10 protein-coding genes and 1 CRISPR repeat array are annotated in these 17,382 nt (G+C 69.0%); of the genes, 8 read left to right on the top strand and 2 right to left on the bottom strand.

The annotated features are described in order from the left end of the window. A complete protein-coding gene (locus tag ACE3OU_RS15210; protein WP_374242399.1) occupies positions 1–3,747 on the bottom strand; it encodes an AAA family ATPase in 3,747 nt (1,248 codons plus the stop codon). Next, a complete protein-coding gene (locus ACE3OU_RS15205) occupies positions 3,744–4,985 on the bottom strand; it encodes an exonuclease SbcCD subunit D C-terminal domain-containing protein (RefSeq protein ID WP_374242398.1) in 1,242 nt (413 codons plus the stop codon). The genes ACE3OU_RS15210 and ACE3OU_RS15205 overlap by 4 nt, the downstream gene beginning before the upstream one ends. A 164-nt stretch (positions 4,986–5,149) precedes the next feature. Here ACE3OU_RS15205 and ACE3OU_RS15200 point away from each other — a divergent pair, with 164 nt between their 5' ends. From ACE3OU_RS15200 to cas6f, 8 genes are all read left to right on the top strand, one after another. After that, positions 5,150–5,548 carry a helix-turn-helix transcriptional regulator gene (locus tag ACE3OU_RS15200; RefSeq protein ID WP_374242397.1) on the top strand — a complete coding sequence of 133 codons (399 nt, stop codon included), beginning with the start codon at positions 5,150–5,152 and terminating at the stop codon, positions 5,546–5,548. Beyond that, the gene (locus tag ACE3OU_RS15195) at positions 5,497–6,132 is read left to right on the top strand and encodes a helix-turn-helix transcriptional regulator (protein WP_374242396.1); all 636 of its coding nucleotides are present in this window, start codon (positions 5,497–5,499) and stop codon (positions 6,130–6,132) included. The genes ACE3OU_RS15200 and ACE3OU_RS15195 overlap by 52 nt, the downstream gene beginning before the upstream one ends. Positions 6,133–6,203: 71 nt before the next feature. Further along, positions 6,204–7,181 carry a type I-F CRISPR-associated endonuclease Cas1f gene (cas1f, locus tag ACE3OU_RS15190; protein ID WP_374242395.1) on the top strand — a complete coding sequence of 326 codons (978 nt, stop codon included), beginning with the start codon at positions 6,204–6,206 and terminating at the stop codon, positions 7,179–7,181. After that, positions 7,178–10,537 carry a type I-F CRISPR-associated helicase Cas3f gene (gene cas3f, locus ACE3OU_RS15185; protein WP_374242394.1) on the top strand — a complete coding sequence of 1,120 codons (3,360 nt, stop codon included), beginning with the start codon at positions 7,178–7,180 and terminating at the stop codon, positions 10,535–10,537. Before cas1f ends, cas3f begins: the two co-directional genes overlap by 4 nt. 30 nt (positions 10,538–10,567) lie before the next feature. After that, positions 10,568–11,923: a type I-F CRISPR-associated protein Csy1 gene (csy1, locus tag ACE3OU_RS15180; protein WP_374242393.1), complete on the top strand. Its 1,356-nt coding sequence runs from the start codon at positions 10,568–10,570 to the stop codon at positions 11,921–11,923. Next, positions 11,916–12,947, top strand: a complete 1,032-nt coding sequence (csy2, locus tag ACE3OU_RS15175; protein ID WP_374242392.1) for a type I-F CRISPR-associated protein Csy2 — start codon at positions 11,916–11,918, stop codon at positions 12,945–12,947. Before csy1 ends, csy2 begins: the two co-directional genes overlap by 8 nt. Positions 12,948–12,949: 2 nt before the next feature. After that, positions 12,950–14,011 (top strand): type I-F CRISPR-associated protein Csy3, encoded by a 1,062-nt coding sequence (gene csy3, locus ACE3OU_RS15170; protein ID WP_374242391.1) that lies wholly within the window; start codon positions 12,950–12,952, stop codon positions 14,009–14,011. 11 nt (positions 14,012–14,022) lie between these two features. Further along, positions 14,023–14,586, top strand: a complete 564-nt coding sequence (cas6f, locus tag ACE3OU_RS15165) for a type I-F CRISPR-associated endoribonuclease Cas6/Csy4 (protein WP_374242390.1) — start codon at positions 14,023–14,025, stop codon at positions 14,584–14,586. Positions 14,587–14,714: 128 nt separating this feature from the next. Beyond that, positions 14,715–17,264: a CRISPR direct-repeat array (repeat unit 28 nt; unit sequence CGTCACTGCCGGACAGGCAGCTCAGAAA). Positions 17,265–17,382: the final 118 nt, after the last annotated feature.

Here is a 17,382-nt window from a genome sequence, read left to right as displayed (position 1 = left end):
CTACTCCACCACCACCCGGCTGACCCCACCGCCGCCGCGCCGCACGGCGATGCGGGTACCGATGCGCTCGGTCATCTCCTGCACGTGGGAGATCACGCCCACCTTGCGGCCCTGGGCCTGCAGCTTGTCGAGGGCCTCCATCGCCACCAGCAGCGAGTCCGCGTCGAGGCTGCCGAAGCCCTCGTCGATGAACAGCGACTCGACCCGCACCCGGTGCGACGACAGCGAGGCCAGCGCCAGCGCGAGGGCCAGCGACACCAGGAAGGACTCGCCTCCCGACAGGGAATGCACCGAGCGCACCTCGTTGCCCATGTCCTGATCCACCACCAGCAGGCCGAGGCTGTCCTTGAGGCGCTCCAGCCGGTAGCGGCGGGCGAGGCTGTCGAGGTGGCGGTTGGCGTAGCCGAGGAGCACGTCGAGGGTGAGCTGCTGGGCGAAGTTGCGGAACTTCTTGCCGTCGGCCGACCCGATCAGCTCGCCGAGCTGGGCCCACACGCGGCTCCGGCCTGCCTGGGCGTCGATGTCGGCGCGCAGGGCCGCCGAGCGGGCGAGCCTGTCATCGTCCCGGGCCAGGGCGAGGCGGACGTCGGCGAGGGCCTCGGCGAGGCGCGCGGCCTCGGCGTCAAGCTCGGCGCGGGCTTGGTTGACCGCCTCCGGCGTGTCGCCCTCCGGCGCCTCCGCGGGCCGCAGGGCAGCGTGGGCGTCGAGGGCACGGCGGGCTTCCTGGCAGACCGCGTCGGCGCTGGCGACGCCCCGGTCGAGGGCCTGCAGGGTATCGGCCTCGGCCTTGATCCAGGCGGCGTCGAAGCAGAGCAGCGCGGCCAGCGCCTCGCCGTCGAGGGGCACCTCGCCCGGCCCGGCGGCGTTGAAGGCCGCCAGCCACGCCTCGACGGCCTGCCCAGCGGCGGCGTGGTCGGCCTGCAGCGCGTCCCGCTGCAGGCCCTGCTGGCGCTGGGCCTCGGCGAGGCGGGCGGCATCGGCCTCGGCCTGCTGGCGGGCGACGCGGGCACGGTCGAGGCGCGTGCGGCAATCGGCGATGGCCTGCTCGAGGGCCTGCTCGGCGGCGGCGGTCGGGGCGCCGTCGAACAGCCCGGCGCGGGCCTGACGGTCGGCATCCAGCCCGGTGGCCAGCTCGCGGGCCGCCTCGACCGCCGTGGCGGTGTGCTGGCGGGCCCGGGCCGCGGCCTCTTCGGCCGCAGCGACGGCGGTGGCGAGGGCCACGGCGCGGGCCTCGCCGTCGGTGACGCGCTGCCGATGGGCCAGCCAGGCTGTGGCCCGGGCTTCGCAATCGCGGGCGAAGGCGGCCGGGTCGGCGCGCCAGACCCCGCGCCAATCGGGTTCGGCCAGGGCTGCGTCGAGGGCGCCCAGCTGTTCGTCCAGTTGCTGCCCCAAGCCGGCGAGGCGGGCGTCCGCCTCCGCGAGGGACTGGCGGGCGGCCTGCCGGGCCAGTTGGAGCTGGGTGAGCCGGGCATCGGCCTCGGCGAACTGGCGGGTGGCGGCGTCGAGGGCCTGCTGGGCGGCGTCGCGGCGGCGCAGGCTGTCGCGCCAGCCGGCTTCGCTGCGCAGCAGGGCGTCGAGCTCGGCGGCGGTTTCTTCCATGCGGGCGGCGAGCCAGGCGGGCAGCGCGGCGGCGGGCTGGCCCTGCAGCTCGGCCCGCAGCGGGTGGGCTTGCCAGTCGGCGTCGAACCGGGCGACGGCTGCGGCCTGGGCGGCGCTGTCGGCCTCCAGCTGGGCGAGCTGCGCGGTGGCGTCGCCCCGGGCCGCCTCGGCTTCGCCCTGCTCCCGGGCCAGCTGCTGGAGGGCCGCCTGAGCCGCCTCGACGCCCTGGCGGAGGCCCTCCAGCAGGGCATCGACCTGGGGCGAGTGGGCCGCGTAGGGGTGATCCACGGCGCCGCACACCGGGCAGGGCGCGTCGGGCTGGAGCTGGGCGCGCAGGCGCTCGGCGGTGTCACTGGCGACCAGGCGGGCCATCTCGAAGGCGCGACTGGCGGCGGCGAACTCCTGGTCGAGCGCCGGGCAGGCGCTGGCGGCCCGGCCGAGGCGCGCGACGCTGTCGGCGAGGCGGGCCTGCTGCGCGCTGCGCCGGGCGTCGAGGCCGCGGGCGATGGCATCGAGTTCGTCGCGCCGGGCGACCAGGCGCTGCGCGGCGGCAAGGGCCTCGCGGCGGGCTTCGAGGGCGGCCTTGCGGCGGGCCAGGTCGTCCGGGTCGATGGCCCGGGCGGCGTCGTTCAAGGCCGCCAGCGCGGCGCGGGCCTGCTGCTCGGCGGCCTCCCGCTGCAGGCGGGCCTGGGCGGCGGCGTCCCGCTGGGCCTCGAGGCCGGCCAGGGTCGCCGCCTGCCGGCCGCGCTGGGCGGTGCTTGCGTCGAGCTGCCCGGCGAGCTGCGCGGCCTGGGCGAAGGCGGCCTCCCAGCGGGGCCAGGCTTCGGCGAGCGGCTGCAGTTGCGGGTGGGCGCCAAGCCAGTCGCGGGCCTCGGCGAGGTCGCGCTGCAGGCGCTCCGCCTCGCTGCGGGTCTGGCGGTGGTGGGTGTCGGCCTCGGCCTGCCGGGCTTCGGCGGCCTGCACGGCCTGGCGGGCGGAGGCGTGGCGGGGCGCCAGGGTGGCGATGCGCGCGTCGAGGGCCTTGGCCTGGTCGAGCCGGGGCTGGGCCTCGCGGCGGCGGGCTTCGGCGGCCTCCAGCGCGCGGGCGGCGGCGTCGGATTGGGCGGCGCGCTGGGCGAGGGTGTCGGCATTGGCGGCCAGGGCGGCGGCGCTGGCGCGGCAGCGCTCCTCGGCACGGGGCAGTTCAGCGGCGAGCGCCTCCAGCCGGGCGAGCAGCGGCCGGGCCGGCTGCACGGCCTCGATGCGGGCGAGCCGGGCCCGGCGCGGGGCGGCGGCGTCGTGGACGGCCTGGGCCTCGCGGGCCTTGCGTTCGGCCTCGGCAACGGCCTGCTGCAGGGTGGCCTGCTGGCCGAACCACGCCCGGCGGGCGTCGAGCCCGACCTTCCGCCCGGCGAGGGCGGACTGGGCGGCGATGAGGCCGGCAGCTTCGGCCTGGCGGGCCTCGCGCGCTTCGGGGGGCAACGGGGCCTGGTCGGCCAGTTGCCCCTGGAGCCGGTCGAGGGCCTCCTGCTCGGCCTTCATGCGCTGATAGGCGAGCTTCGAGAGCTGGGTGTAGGTCTGGGTGCCGGTGAGGGTCTGCAGCAGCTCGGCGCGCTCGTCGTCGGAGGCCTTCAGGAAGGTCGCGAAGTCGTTCTGGGCGAGCAGCACGGCGCGGGTGAACTGCTCGAAGCTGAGGCCGATGCTCTCTTCGATGGCCTGCTGGATCTCCTTTTTGGTGTGACCGCCGACGGGCTGCCCGTCGGCGATGCGGACGAGGCTGATCTCGGTGTTCTGCAGCTTGCCGTCCTGCCTTCTGTAGGCTCGCTTCACCGTCCAGCGGGCGCGCCAGGCGATGCCCTCGCGGCCGACGTAGTCCACCTCGGCAAAACCCTCGGCGGCGCCCCGGCGCAGCAGGGTGCGCGGGTCGGCGGCGGTGGTGGCGTGCTCGCCCACGTCGGGGATCTCGCTCCGCGCGCTGGCGCGGGTGAGGCGCGGGGTGCGCTCGAAGAGGGCCAGGCACAGGGCGTCGAGCAGGGTGCTCTTGCCGGCGCCGGTGGGGCCGGTGATCGCGAAGAGGCCGGCCGAGGCGAGGGGCTCGGCCTGGAAGTCGACCTCGAACTCGCCGGCCAGCGAGGCCAGGTTCCTGCCACGGATCGCCAGGATCTTCATGCCGCGCCCTCCTCGGCCGGCGTCGCCAGCAGCTCGCCGAAGGCGGCCATCAGCTCGGGCGGCGCGTCGCTGCCGTAGCGGTGCCGGTAGAGGCGCTCGAAGAAGGCTTCGGGCTTGAGGGCGTTGAGCTCGTCCACCGACAGGGCCGGCGCCGCATCGGGCAGCGCGCCGCGCAGGGTGGCCGTCTCGATGCGGGCGAGGCGCAGCGGCTTGCCGGCGATGGCCTCCTCGATGCGGGCGCGCAGCCCGGGCTCGGGCCCGGAGAGCTGCACCCGCACGTGCAGGTAGGGCCACAGGGGTTCGGGGCGGTCGGGCAGGTCGAGGGCCGCGAGGGCGGCCAGGGCGTCGTCCACCGGCGCGGGTTTGGCCGGCACCTGGAGCAGCTGCACGCTGCGCGGCACCGGGAGTTCGCGGGTCGCCGCGACGCCCTCGCCATCGAGGTCCACCAGCACCACCTGGTGGCAGTAACCGACCTCGGAGAACGACATCGGCAGCGGGCTGCCGCAGTAGCGCCGGGTCGGGTCGCCGCCGATCTTCTGGGCGCGGTGCAGGTGGCCCAGCGCCACGTAGGCGATGCGCGGGTCGAAGATGCCCGCCGGCAGCGCCTCGGCGCCGCCGATCACGATGCGCCGCTCGGAATCCTCCGACACCTGGCCGCCGGCCAGGTGGCAGTGGCCGATCGCCACGATCGCCTGCCCGGGCTGGCACCGTTCGGCGGCCAATTCGAACGCACGGCGGTAAAGCGCCACGACGCCGGCCGCGTAGGGGTCGTCGGCGCCCTCGACGCGGGGCAGGTCGTCGGGCCGCAGGAAGGGCATCGCGATGCACCAGGCCGCCTCCCGGCCGGCGGCGTCCTTCAGCGGCACCAGCAGCCGGCCGAGGGCGGCGTCCAGGTCCGCCTGCCGCCCCACGTGCCCGACCACGCAGGCGTCGAACCCCGACAGCAGCGGCGCCGGCGCCTCCAGCCGGCCCGGCGAGTCGTGGTTGCCGGCGGTCATCACGATGCCCAGATGCGGCACCCGCCGCCGCGCCTCGGCCAGAAAACCGTACAGCTGCGCCTGGGCCTGGGCCGACGGGTTGCTGTTGTCGAACACGTCGCCGGCGATCAGCAGCGCATCCACCGCCTCCGCCTCGAGCACGCCCAGCAGCCAGTCGAGAAACGCCTGATGCTCGGCCCGCCGGTCGAACTGGTGAAAGCTCTGGCCGAGGTGCCAGTCGGAGGTGTGGAGGAGGCGCATGGAACGTCGCGGCAAGTGAAGGTGGGTGGGGGTGGAAGGATAGGGGGAAACGGCGCGTCACGGCTGACGGGATTGCTCAAGACGCACTCTGCGGCGGCACCGGCAGGGTATGCTGATGAACTCTTTTGACCCTCATGGCGTATCCCTCGACCGCCTCTCTGCCCATGGACCGCTCCGAACGCTTCTACCTCATCCGCCAGCGCCTGGGCTGTCAGCGCAGCGTGAGCACCCGGCAACTCCTCGATGAACTCGAGGTGTCGCCGGCCACCTTGAAACGGGACATCCAGTATCTGCGCGACCGTTTTCAGGTGCCCATCGAGTGGAATGCCGAGCTGGGCGGCTACACCCTGGACAGGTCACGCGCGGAAGCGGCCCAATCCGAACTCCCCGGCATGTGGTTCTCCGACAAGGAAATCCACGCTCTCCTCACGATGCAGCACCTCCTCGCCAACCTCGACCCGGGCGGGCTGCTGGCGCCCCACGTCGAGCCCTCGCCAAGCGGCTCGACAGCTTGCTCGGCGCCGCCGACGACGCCGCCGAAGAGGTCCGCCGCCGGGTGCTGATCGTCGGCATCGGCAAGCGCCGCATCACGCTGAAACACTTCGAGAAAGTCGGTTCGGCGCTGCTCCGGCGCAAACGGCTGTCGATCCGCTACTTTGCCCGCGGCAAGGGTGAAGAGCGCCAGCGCCAGATCTCGCCCCAGCGCCTCGTCCATTACCGCGAGAACTGGTACCTCGACGCCTGGTGCCACCTGCGCTGCGGCCTGCGGAACTTTGCCGTGGACGCGATCCGCGACGTCGAGCTGCTCGACACCCCCGCCCGCGATATCCCCAACGCAACCCTCGACGCCGTCCTCGGCCCCGGCTACGGGATATTCGCCGGCGATCGGCTCCAGTGGGCCACCCTGCGCTTCTCGCCCGAGCGCAGCCGCTGGGTGTCGACCGAGTTCTGGCACCCGGCGCAGAAAGGCCATCTCGCGGCGGACGGCCACTACGTGCTCGAAGTCCCCTACGCGGATCACCGCGAGCTGCTGATGGACATCCTCAAGCACGGCGCCCACTGCGAGGTGCTGGCACCCGGGAGTCTGCGCAGACTTCTGGCCGAGGAGCTCGCCGCCATGCACCAGAAATACGCAAAAGAGCTGTGAGCAAGCTCATCTGGTGATCCACCGCCCCCGGCACAATCGCCTCACCCAATGACACCTGACAGAGCGCGGCCATGGATCAATTCACACCGTCGGACCTCAAGACCATTCTCCACTCCAAGCGCGCCAACCTCTACTACCTGCAGCACTGCCGGGTGCTGGTGAATGGCGGCCGCGTCGAATACGTCACCGACGAGGGCAAGCAGTCGCTGTACTGGAACATTCCCATCGCCAACACCACGGTCATCCTGCTCGGCACCGGCACCTCGATCACCCAGGCCGCGATGCGCGAGCTCGCCAAGGCCGGGGTGATGGTGGGCTTCTCGGGCGGGGGCGGCACGCCGCTCTACAGCGCCAACGAGATGGACATCGAAGTGGCCTGGTTCTCGCCGCAGAGCGAATACCGCCCGACGGAATACCTCCAGCACTGGGTGCGCTTCTGGTTCGACGAGGGCCTCCGGCTGGCCGCCGCCAAGGCCGTCCAGCGCGCCCGGCTCGAACGCATCGCGCTGCATTGGGCCGGCAACCGGCGCCTCCACGAAGGCGGCTTCAGCATCGCCAGCGAAAGGCTGAACGTCGCGCTCGCCCAGTCGCGCCAGCAGATCGACCTCGCCCCCGACAACACCGCCCTGCTCACCGAAGAAGCCCGCCTCACCAAAAAGCTCTTCAAGCTCGCCTGCGACGCCACCGGCTACGGCGACTTCGTGCGTGCCAAGAACGGCAGCGGCAGCGACCCGGCCAACCGCTTCCTCGACCACGGCAACTACCTGGCCTACGGCCTCGGCGCCACCGCCGCCTGGGTGCTCGGCCTGCCCCACGGCCTCGCCGTGCTGCACGGCAAGACCCGCCGCGGCGGGCTGGTCTTCGACATCGCCGACCTCGTCAAGGACGCGGTGATCCTCCCCCAGGCCTTCATCTCGGCGATGCGCGGCGACGACGAGCAGGGCTTTCGCGAGGCGTGCATCGAGAGCCTCGTGCAGGCCGAAGCCCTCGACTTCATGATCGACACCGTCAAGTCCATCGCCCTCGACATCGGCGGGCAAGCACAATGAACATCCTGCTGATCTCCCAGTGCTCCAGGAACGCCCTCACCGAAACCCGGCGCATCCTCGACCAGTTCGCCGAACGCCGCGGCGACCGCAGCTGGCAGACCGCCATCACCCAGCAGGGCCTCGACACCCTCTACCGCCTGCTGCGCAAGACCGCCCGCAAGAACACCGCCGTGGCCTGCCACTGGATTCGTGGCAAGGACCACAGCGAGCTGCTGTGGGTTGTGGGGGATGCGCGGCAGTTCAATGCCCGGGGGGCCACCCCCACCAACACCACACGGCGCGACATCCTCCGGGCTCACGACGAAAACGACTGGCACGCCGGCGAAGACATCCGCCTGCTCGCCCAGTTGGCCGCACTCTTCCACGACCTGGGCAAGGCCAACGAAGCGTTCCAGGACAAACTCAAGAAGGCCCAGGCCGTGGCCGACCCTTTCCGCCACGAATGGATCTCCCTGCGCCTGTTCGAAGCCTTCGTCGGCAAGGGCGGCGCCCATGACCGGGACTGGCTGGAACGACTCGTCAAGCTCGACGGCAGTGAGTCGGCAAGCATCCTCGAGACGCTGCGCAAGGACGGCCCGGGCGGCCCCGAAGGCCCCTTCAGCACGCTGCAAACGCCGCTGGCGCGGGTGGTCGGCTGGCTGATCGTCAGCCATCACCGGCTACCCACCCCCACCACCGACAACGACTTCGCCCGAGCACTGAAAGCGCCAGCCCTGGGCACGCTACCGAGGGGCGTCGTCCATGCGTGGTGCGGCAGCCGGCTCGACGACACCGATGCCAGGCACCAGGCCAGTTGCTGGCGCTTCAAGGGCCTGCCCTTCGACAGCCGCCACTGGCGCCAGCATGTGGGCAAGACCGCCGGCGCCATCCTGAAACGCCCGTGTCTGGTCGATACCCACGCCGGAGCGGTCCTCTCCAGCCCCTACGTAGTCCATCTCGCCCGGCTCGCGTTGATGCTGGCCGACCACTACTACTCGTCCCAACCCAGCCACAGCCGTTACGGCGACCCCGTCAAACGCGGCAGCAAGGCGCCCTACGCCAACTCGACCCGCACCCCGGACGGCACACCGCAGCTCAACCAGCGTCTCGACGAGCATCTGATCGGCGTCGGCGTGAATGCCAGCCGTCTCGTGCAGACGCTCCCGCGCCTCGACCTCAGCCTGCCGCGGATCGCCCGCCACAAGGGCTTCCGCGAACGCAGCACGGGCGCCTTCCGCTGGCAGAACACGGCCTTCGACCTGGCCGAGAGCCTGCGCGAACAAACCGTCGACCACGGCTTCTTCGGCGTCAACCTGGCCTCGACCGGCTGCGGCAAGACCTTCGCCAACGCCCGCATCCTCTACGGCCTCGCCGACCCGCGGCTGGGGGCGCGCTTCACGGTGGCCCTGGGGCTGCGCACCCTCACCCTGCAGACCGGCGACGCCTACCGCGAACGCCTCAGGCTCGGCGCCGAAGATCTCGCCGTGCTGGTGGGCGGCTCCGCCACCCGGGCACTGCATGCGTACTACCAGGCCCGCGCCCGTGACCTGGCCAGCCAGGGGAGCGAATCGGCAGGTGAGCTCCTCCCCGAATACAACCACGTCCGCTACGAGGGCAGCCTCGAGGACGGCCCCCTCAAGCGCTGGCTGCAGCACAGCACGCAGGGCCGGCACGCCCAACCCGCCAGCCTGCTCGACGCCCCGGTGCTCGTATGCACCGTCGACCACCTGATGCCCGCCTGCGAAAGCACCCGGGGCGGCCACCAGATCCTGCCAATGCTACGGCTCATGTCGTCCGACCTGGTGCTGGACGAGCCCGACGACTTCGACATCGCCGACCTCCCGGCCCTCACCCGCCTCGTACATTGGGCCGGCCTGCTCGGCAGCCGGGTGCTGCTGTCCTCGGCGACCCTGCCACCGGCACTGGTGCAGGGCCTGTACCTCGCCTACGCCGCCGGCCGGGCCGAATTCCAGCGCCACCGCGGGCGCCCCGGCACGGCGCTGGACGTGCGCTGCGCCTGGTTCGACGAATTCGGCGCCACCACCCGCCACCATGGCGAAGACCCTGACGGCACGGGCTTTCTCGCCAGCCACAGCACCTTCGTCGAACGCCGCATCGCCAGGCTGACGGCCGCCCCGGAAATCCGGCGGCGCGCCGCCATCGTCGACGTGCCAATCACCCCCATCGGCGGCGCAGACCCGGCCAGCCGCCAGGCCGACATCTGCCGGCAGCTGGCCGCGCTGCTGCGCGACCAGGCGCTTGCGCTGCACCGTCACCATCACAGCGTTGATTCCGTCACCGGCAAACGGGTCAGCTTCGGCCTCATGCGGATGGCCAACATCGACCCGCTCTTCGACGTCGCCCGCAGCCTTTACCGCCTGGGCGCCCCCGAAGGCTGTCGGATTCACCTATGCGCCTACCACGCCCGCCACCCCATGCTGATCCGGGCCGAGATCGAGCGGGCGCTGGACGCCACGCTCAAGCGCCACCAGCCCGAGGCCGTGTTCTCGCTGCCGGGCATCCGCGACAAGCTGGAACACGGCACGGAAAGCGACCACCTCTTCATCGTCCTCGCGACGGCCGTCGCCGAAGTGGGGCGAGACCACTGCTACGACTGGGCCATCGTCGAACCCTCGTCCATGCGCTCGATCATCCAGCTGGGCGGGCGGGTCAAGCGGCACCGCCACTTCGATTGCCCGCCCGGGAAGCCCAACATCCTGCTGCTCGACACCAACGTCAAACACCTCAAACGGCCCGGACGCGGCGCCGCTTTCTGCCGGCCGGGCTTCGAGAGCGAGGAGTTTCCCCTCGCCAGCCATTCCCTTCGCGACCTGCTGACCCCGGAGCAGTGGCAAACCATCGACGCCCGCCCCCGCATCCACCCCCGCAGCACACTGGACGCCCGCCGGAGCCTCGTCGACCTGGAGCACGCCCGGCTGGCCGACCTCATGCTGGGCGCCACGGACGGCGACCAACGCCAGATCCCCGCCAACTGGTGGTGGACAACCGCCGCCCACCTCTCGGGCATCCTGCAGGCACGCACCCGCTTCCGGGCAGATCCGCAGGGCCATCAGACCTATTACCTGCAGCCTGACGAAGACGCCACCACCACCGAGTTCACCTGGCTCGAAGAAAGCGGCCGGGAGATCCCGGTGGAATCCAACCTGCTGCAGCGCCTGAACGAAAACGACCTCGCCGCCGGCCCCCGCATCGACGCCTGGGCGACCCCCGACTACCTCACCGCCCTGCAAACCCTGGCCGAGGCCCAGGGGCTCGACCCGGTCGACTGCGCCCGCAAGTTCGGCACGGTCGACCTCCCCGGCCGCGACGCCGTGCGCTGGCGCTACCACCCGGCACTGGGATTCAGCCGGGCCTGAGCATCGACGTTCATTTGAAGGAGAAACCACATGGATGACACACCGCAATCGCCGTCACCGCCCGGTGAAAGCCAACGTCTCAAGGCTGCGATCGCACGCTTCCTGCGCGAGGACCGCCTGCAGCCCAAGCTCGACAAGCTTGAGAAACAGAGATCTGTTGGTGAGATTTCGATAGATGAGTACTCGGTTATACGCCAAAAACATGAAATCGATTATTCGCAAGGCGTTTGGTTATCGTACGCCGCGAAAGAAGTCGTCCGGTTGCAAGAAGTGACTCATCCGGTGAAATTTGGGCATCCTCAAGCCCAAGGGACCAGTATTAATACAGGAGGGAATACAGAGGCATCTTCAGCTGAAGTGGGAACTCACACACTGGGCGATAAACGGCAACTGGATCTCGCAACTCCAGATGCAAAATATCTACCAATCTACAAGTTTCTCCGCCTCAGCGTCGATGGCCGCAGCCTGCTCGACCGGGCCATCGGCCGTGATCCGGCCCTCGCCGAAGCCCTGTCGGAAGACCCCGACCAAGCGGCCGAATGGATGGCGGCCTTTGCCGGCCTGCCGGAGCCCAAGGGCCGCCCGGCTTCCCACAAGCTGGCCAAACAGATTTACTGGCAGCTGGGCGACGGCCGCTACCACCTGCTCGCCCCCCTGCTCTCCTCGCCGCTCGCCCACGCGGTACACCGGCGCATCGGCGAAGACCGTTTTTCCGACGATGCCAAGGCCGCCCGGGAGGCCCGGCGGGCCGGCAAGGCACATCCCGGCGGCTACCGGGATTACCCCAACCTGGTCATCCAGAGCTTCGGCGGCTCCAAGCCGCAAAACATCAGTCAATTGAATAGCGAGCGCCGGGGCGAGAACTTCCTGCTGGCCTCCGTCCCGCCCATCTGGCAATCGCCCGCGATCCGCCCGCCGCTCAAGACCGAGACCGTCTTTAGCCGCTATTTCGAGCGCCGCCGGGAAGTGCGCCGGCTGAGCGAGGCCCTCCGGGACTATCTGCGCCGGGTGGCGGATGCCCGCAACAACATCCGCATCCGCGAGACCCGGGCCGATCTGGTAACCGACCTGTGCGGCGAAGTCCTGCACATGGCCGCCGAACTGCGGACTTACCTCACCCCGGGGTGGACGGCCGGCCCCGAATGCCAGCTCAACCTGGCCGAACAATGCTGGCTCGACCCGGCACGCAGCCAGCTCGACGACACGTTTGCCACCCAGCTCCGGCGCGGCGACTGGAAGGACGAGGTGTGCCTGCGCTTCGGCAACTGGCTCAACGCCCGCCTGCAAACCGACCAGACCCACTTCGGCGAGGCCGAATCCCAGGCCTGGCAGACAGCGCTGGGCGGCGAACTCAAGCTGCTGCGCGAGGAACTCGACGATGAATGACACTTTCTCCCCACCCGACGGCCTGCTCGTGCTGCCCCGGCTGCGGGTGCAGAACGCCAACGCGGTTTCCAGCCCGCTGACCTGGGGCTTTCCGTCCCCCACCGCCTTCCTGGGCTTCGTCCATGCCCTGGAGCGGCAACTGGGTAGCCGCTCCGGCGTCACCTTCGGCGGCGTGGGCATCGTCTGCCATGCCTTCGAGGCGCAGACCTTCCGGCCCAATCGGCGCCAGCATCTGGTGTTCACCCAATCCCGCAACCCGGTTTACCTGAAGCGCGACATTGCCAAGTTCATCGCCGAGGGCACGCCTGCGGCGATCGTCGAAGAGGGGCGGGCCCACCTCGAAGTGAGCCTGGTGGTAGCCGCCAACGGCTATTTCGAAGAAGCACGGCACGAGGAAGCCTTCGCCCAGGCCGCCTACAACCTTGCCCTCGGCATGCGGATCGCCGGCGGCAGCGTGCTACCCCCCACCACCCACCGCGCACCGCAACCGGAGTGGGTGCCCTGGCCCGCCGTGCAGGCGGAACGCCGCAAGGCCTTTGCCCGGCTGCGTCGCCGCCTGCTGCCCGGCTTCGCGCTGATCCACCGGCCGGACCTGCTGCGTGAACGCCTGGCCGAATTGCAGGCCGGCAAGCCCGACACCAGCGCGCTCGATGCCCTGCTCGACCTCACCCGCCTCAACCACCGCCCGGTGCCGCCCCGGGACGGCACCAACCCGGGCACCGGCACAGTCGAATGGCAACTCGACAAACGCCCCGGCTGGCTGGTCCCGCTGCCCATCGGCTATGCCGGCATCTCACCCTTGCACGCCGCCGGCGAGGTGGCGGGCGCCCGCGACGCCACCACCCCCTTCCGCTTTGTCGAGAGCCTGTATTCCCTCGGCCAGTGGATCGGCCCACACCGCCTGGGGCAGCTCGACCAATTGCTGTGGCATCGCTCCGCCGAGCCCGCAACAGGTCTTTACCGCTGCGAAAACCGCTACGCCGACCTCATCGAAACCGAACCGAACCCCCATCAAGGAGCTTGATCATGGCCAAGACCGAACTTTCCACCGCCTCCGTGCTCGCCTTCGAACGCAAGCTCGACCCCTCCGATGGCCTCTTCAGCGCCGGCCGCTGGAACGATGCGGCCAACGGCGCAAGCTGGCCGGCCATCGCCATCCACGAAAAATCCGTGCGTGGCACGATCTCGAACCGCCTCAAGACCAAGGACCAGGACCCCGCCAAACTCGACGCCTCCATCCAGTCACCCAACCTGCAAAGGGTGGATGTCGCGACGCTGCCCAACAACGCAGACACCCTGCGCCTGCGCTTCACCCTGCGGGTGCTCGGCGGCGCCGGAACACCCGCCGCCTGCAACAACGCCGACTATCAAGCCAAGCTGCTGCACACCGTGCAGGCCTACAAGGATGAGCACGGCTTTGGCGAACTGGCCCGCCGCTACGCCATCAACCTCGCCAACGGCCGCTTCCTGTGGCGCAACCGCGTGGGCGCCGAGCAGATCCGCGTCGAAGTCCGCCAGCTCGAGAACGGCGAACCGCGGCAAAGCTGGTCGTTTGACGCACTGCGGTTCAGCCTGCGGGGCTTTGATGGGCCGGCAGACGCGGAGAGCGCGATCGCCGGGCTTGCGGCTGCGATTGCAGAAGGGCTGGCCGGCGAGCGCCACACCCTGCTGGAAGTGATCGCCTATGCCCGTGTCGGCGACGGCCAGGAGGTTTATCCCTCCCAGGAGCTGATCCTCGACAAGGGGGACAAGCGCGGGCAGAAGAGCAAGACCCTCTACGCCGTCACGGAAGGCAATCGCCAGATCGCCGCGATGCACAGCCAGAAGATCGGCAACGCGCTCCGCACCATCGACACCTGGTACCCGAACGAAGAAGGCGACGACCTCGGCCCGATCGCCGTCGAACCCTACGGCTCGGTCACCAACCAGGGCAAGGCCTACCGCCAGCCGAAGGCCAAGGCCGACTTCTACTCCCTGCTCGACGGCTGGGTGCTGAAAGACAAGAAGCCCACCACGGCAGGAGACCAACACTTCGTGATGGCAACACTGATCCGCGGCGGCGTGTTTGGTGACGGCGACAAGGAATGACGGGGGCCGCCATGGACGCTTTCGTCGATCTCACACTGTTGCCCGACCCGGAATTCCCCGCCACGACCCTGATGAACGCCCTGTTCAGCAAGCTCCACCGCGGCCTCGTTGGCCACGGCGAGGGCACCATCGGGGTGAGTTTTCCGGACGTCGAGGACGCTCACCGGGGCCTGGGGAGCCGGCTGCGCCTGCATGGCAGCGCTGCCGACCTGCGTGACTTCATGGGGGCCGACTGGCTGACGGGGATGCGTGATCACGTTGCCATCGACGGCCCCGCTCCGGTACCGGCGGGAGCGCGTCACCGGGTTGTCCGCCGCGTGCAGGCCCACAGCAATCCGGAGCGGGAGCGCCGCCGCCTCATCGCGCGGAAAGGCATCGCTCCCGAAGAAGCGCTGGCTGCCATCCCAGACAGCCGTGCCGAGCAGCTCGATCTGCCTTTCATCCTGCTGAGCAGCCGAAGCACAGGACAGCAGTTCCGCCTCTTCATCGAGCATCTGCCCGTTGTGGACGAACCCCGGCCGGGCACCTTTGGAAGCTACGGCCTTAGCCCGACAGCAACCATCCCCTGGTTCTGACCCTTTTTTTGCCGCCCTGCAAAAGCCTTGATTTTCCGGGCTTTGGCAGGAGCGCCATTTTTTGGGTGATTACGCTGAAAAGCTGGATTTCTCTTTAACAATCAGGCACTCAAGACTGGTAGTCTCTACGTCACTGCCGGACAGGCAGCTCAGAAATGAGCAAAAAACATGGCCAGGTCGCGCGGCGGCGTCACTGCCGGACAGGCAGCTCAGAAATTCCTGGAGCAGAAGACCGGCTTCGACGTGGACGTCACTGCCGGACAGGCAGCTCAGAAAGGTGATCGAAGTCGATTTCCTCGACGGTAACGCGTCACTGCCGGACAGGCAGCTCAGAAATTGGCGTCGCGCTGGCCGACATCGCCAATGGCCGTCACTGCCGGACAGGCAGCTCAGAAACGAGTCTTGCGACAGGGCCGCGCCGGTGCCGACGTCACTGCCGGACAGGCAGCTCAGAAACCGCGCATCAGCGGCACCCGCCGTTACAGCTTCGTCACTGCCGGACAGGCAGCTCAGAAAAGTGGCTGCGTGGTCGTGCTTACAGTAAATCCCGTCACTGCCGGACAGGCAGCTCAGAAAATCACCCGGCGGGCTTTGTCATTTCCGGAGCCCGTCACTGCCGGACAGGCAGCTCAGAAAGATACATTCTCCCAGTAGGGAAATGACTTGAACGTCACTGCCGGACAGGCAGCTCAGAAAGTCGATCCCAGCGCCAAAACCGTCCAGATTTCCGTCACTGCCGGACAGGCAGCTCAGAAAGAGGAACGGGCGCCTACCGGGCGTTCTACGACCGTCACTGCCGGACAGGCAGCTCAGAAAACTGGCATGTTATGTATGGCGCCTCTGATGCTCCGTCACTGCCGGACAGGCAGCTCAGAAATTGTAGGCGTCGATCCAGCCCTGAGAGTAGGCCGTCACTGCCGGACAGGCAGCTCAGAAATCACCCTCGCGGGCATAGGTCAGCGCCTCCAGCGTCACTGCCGGACAGGCAGCTCAGAAATCGAGGTAGAGCGTGGCGCTGGCCGTGAGGCTCGTCACTGCCGGACAGGCAGCTCAGAAACCGATCGAGGGGCAGGTGACCCAGTCAGGCGACGTCACTGCCGGACAGGCAGCTCAGAAAGATAGCTCTGCGAGATCGTGTTTCCCCCGTAGCGTCACTGCCGGACAGGCAGCTCAGAAAGCCTCGTGGCCATGCTGCCCCGCGAGCCCCTACGTCACTGCCGGACAGGCAGCTCAGAAATCAGCTGCACCACGTTATGCAGTTCCGACTTCCGTCACTGCCGGACAGGCAGCTCAGAAAGTCGTCGTCCAACTCCGGGGAGGGTGTGCCCCCGTCACTGCCGGACAGGCAGCTCAGAAATCCACCCTGAACTTGCTACTTGACCCGCAGCGCGTCACTGCCGGACAGGCAGCTCAGAAAGTTTGGCCCGAGTGCCACATTCGGGGAGACGGCGTCACTGCCGGACAGGCAGCTCAGAAAGGGCTCGGGCAGCCACAGGGGCAGCGCCAGGGCGTCACTGCCGGACAGGCAGCTCAGAAATTCGACGCCTTCATGGTGGCCACGCTGCGGCACGTCACTGCCGGACAGGCAGCTCAGAAAGTGAACGTGGACTTGACCATCGACTCGGTTTCCGTCACTGCCGGACAGGCAGCTCAGAAATGGGAGACCTCGGTCGGCCAGGCCCGCCACATCGTCACTGCCGGACAGGCAGCTCAGAAAGGCCGCATTTTCGGCGTCATCATCCGCGCCGGCGTCACTGCCGGACAGGCAGCTCAGAAACTCCACGTATCGCAAGCTGCCGTGGGCGGCATCGTCACTGCCGGACAGGCAGCTCAGAAACGACCGGTGATTTCGTGGGGCTGCCGCCGTACCGTCACTGCCGGACAGGCAGCTCAGAAATCTTATCCAAAAGCATACCCACCGGCGGGTCTCGTCACTGCCGGACAGGCAGCTCAGAAATGGATGTAGCCGCCGCCGGCCTCGGCGATGCGCGTCACTGCCGGACAGGCAGCTCAGAAAGTGGGCTTCTCCGTGTCGCAAGACGACCGCACCGTCACTGCCGGACAGGCAGCTCAGAAATCTTGCCGATGGGCAACTGCACCGCGCTGTCGCGTCACTGCCGGACAGGCAGCTCAGAAATGAGAAGGCTACATAGACGTTGTCGAACTCGCCGTCACTGCCGGACAGGCAGCTCAGAAAGAGAAGCCGCGCCCGCTGGCCTATCAGGGTTTCGTCACTGCCGGACAGGCAGCTCAGAAACTCACCATAACCGAGAGGCAAGCCCGCGTCCTCGTCACTGCCGGACAGGCAGCTCAGAAACTCACCATAACCGAGAGGCAAGCCCGCGTCCTCGTCACTGCCGGACAGGCAGCTCAGAAAATCGGCGTGCGCGGTTTGGGTTGCTGCGTGGGCGTCACTGCCGGACAGGCAGCTCAGAAAACTCTGGCGCTCAATCGCGCCCGCCTCGTGTCCGTCACTGCCGGACAGGCAGCTCAGAAATGGACGGCTGCGTGATCGACGAGGTGGCGCAGCGTCACTGCCGGACAGGCAGCTCAGAAAGATGTGGCCAGTTGCCAGGCCGAGGTCAGCGCCGTCACTGCCGGACAGGCAGCTCAGAAAATACGACCCACCTCTGCGACACAGGGCTTTTGACGTCACTGCCGGACAGGCAGCTCTCAAGAAACAAAAATAGCCAGGGCGGTTTTCATGCAGCGGTCCCGATGGGGTTGATCTGGAATCCGAGCGTGGCTGCTCGGCGTTTTAGCGCGGCGATGCTGCGCTCGCGTTGTTGTTCCTCG

This window comes from Zoogloea sp., from assembly GCF_041908905.1.
GTDB lineage: Bacteria > Pseudomonadota > Gammaproteobacteria > Burkholderiales > Rhodocyclaceae > Zoogloea.
This window is presented reverse-complemented; position numbering and strand designations above follow the sequence as displayed.

Bases quoted from the DNA above. Each gene is read 5' to 3' on its own strand.
- ACE3OU_RS15200 (WP_374242397.1), top strand. From the start codon at position 5,150: ATGGACCGCTCCGAACGCTTCTACCTCATCCGCCAGCGCCTGGGCTGT.
- ACE3OU_RS15210 (WP_374242399.1), bottom strand. From the start codon at position 3,747: ATGAAGATCCTGGCGATCCGTGGCAGGAACCTGGCCTCGCTGGCCGGC.
- csy3 (WP_374242391.1), top strand. From the start codon at position 12,950: ATGGCCAAGACCGAACTTTCCACCGCCTCCGTGCTCGCCTTCGAACGC.
- cas6f (WP_374242390.1), top strand. From the start codon at position 14,023: ATGGACGCTTTCGTCGATCTCACACTGTTGCCCGACCCGGAATTCCCC.
- ACE3OU_RS15205 (WP_374242398.1), bottom strand. From the start codon at position 4,985: ATGCGCCTCCTCCACACCTCCGACTGGCACCTCGGCCAGAGCTTTCAC.
- cas3f (WP_374242394.1), top strand. From the start codon at position 7,178: ATGAACATCCTGCTGATCTCCCAGTGCTCCAGGAACGCCCTCACCGAA.
- csy2 (WP_374242392.1), top strand. From the start codon at position 11,916: ATGAATGACACTTTCTCCCCACCCGACGGCCTGCTCGTGCTGCCCCGG.
- csy1 (WP_374242393.1), top strand. From the start codon at position 10,568: ATGGATGACACACCGCAATCGCCGTCACCGCCCGGTGAAAGCCAACGT.
- cas1f (WP_374242395.1), top strand. From the start codon at position 6,204: ATGGATCAATTCACACCGTCGGACCTCAAGACCATTCTCCACTCCAAG.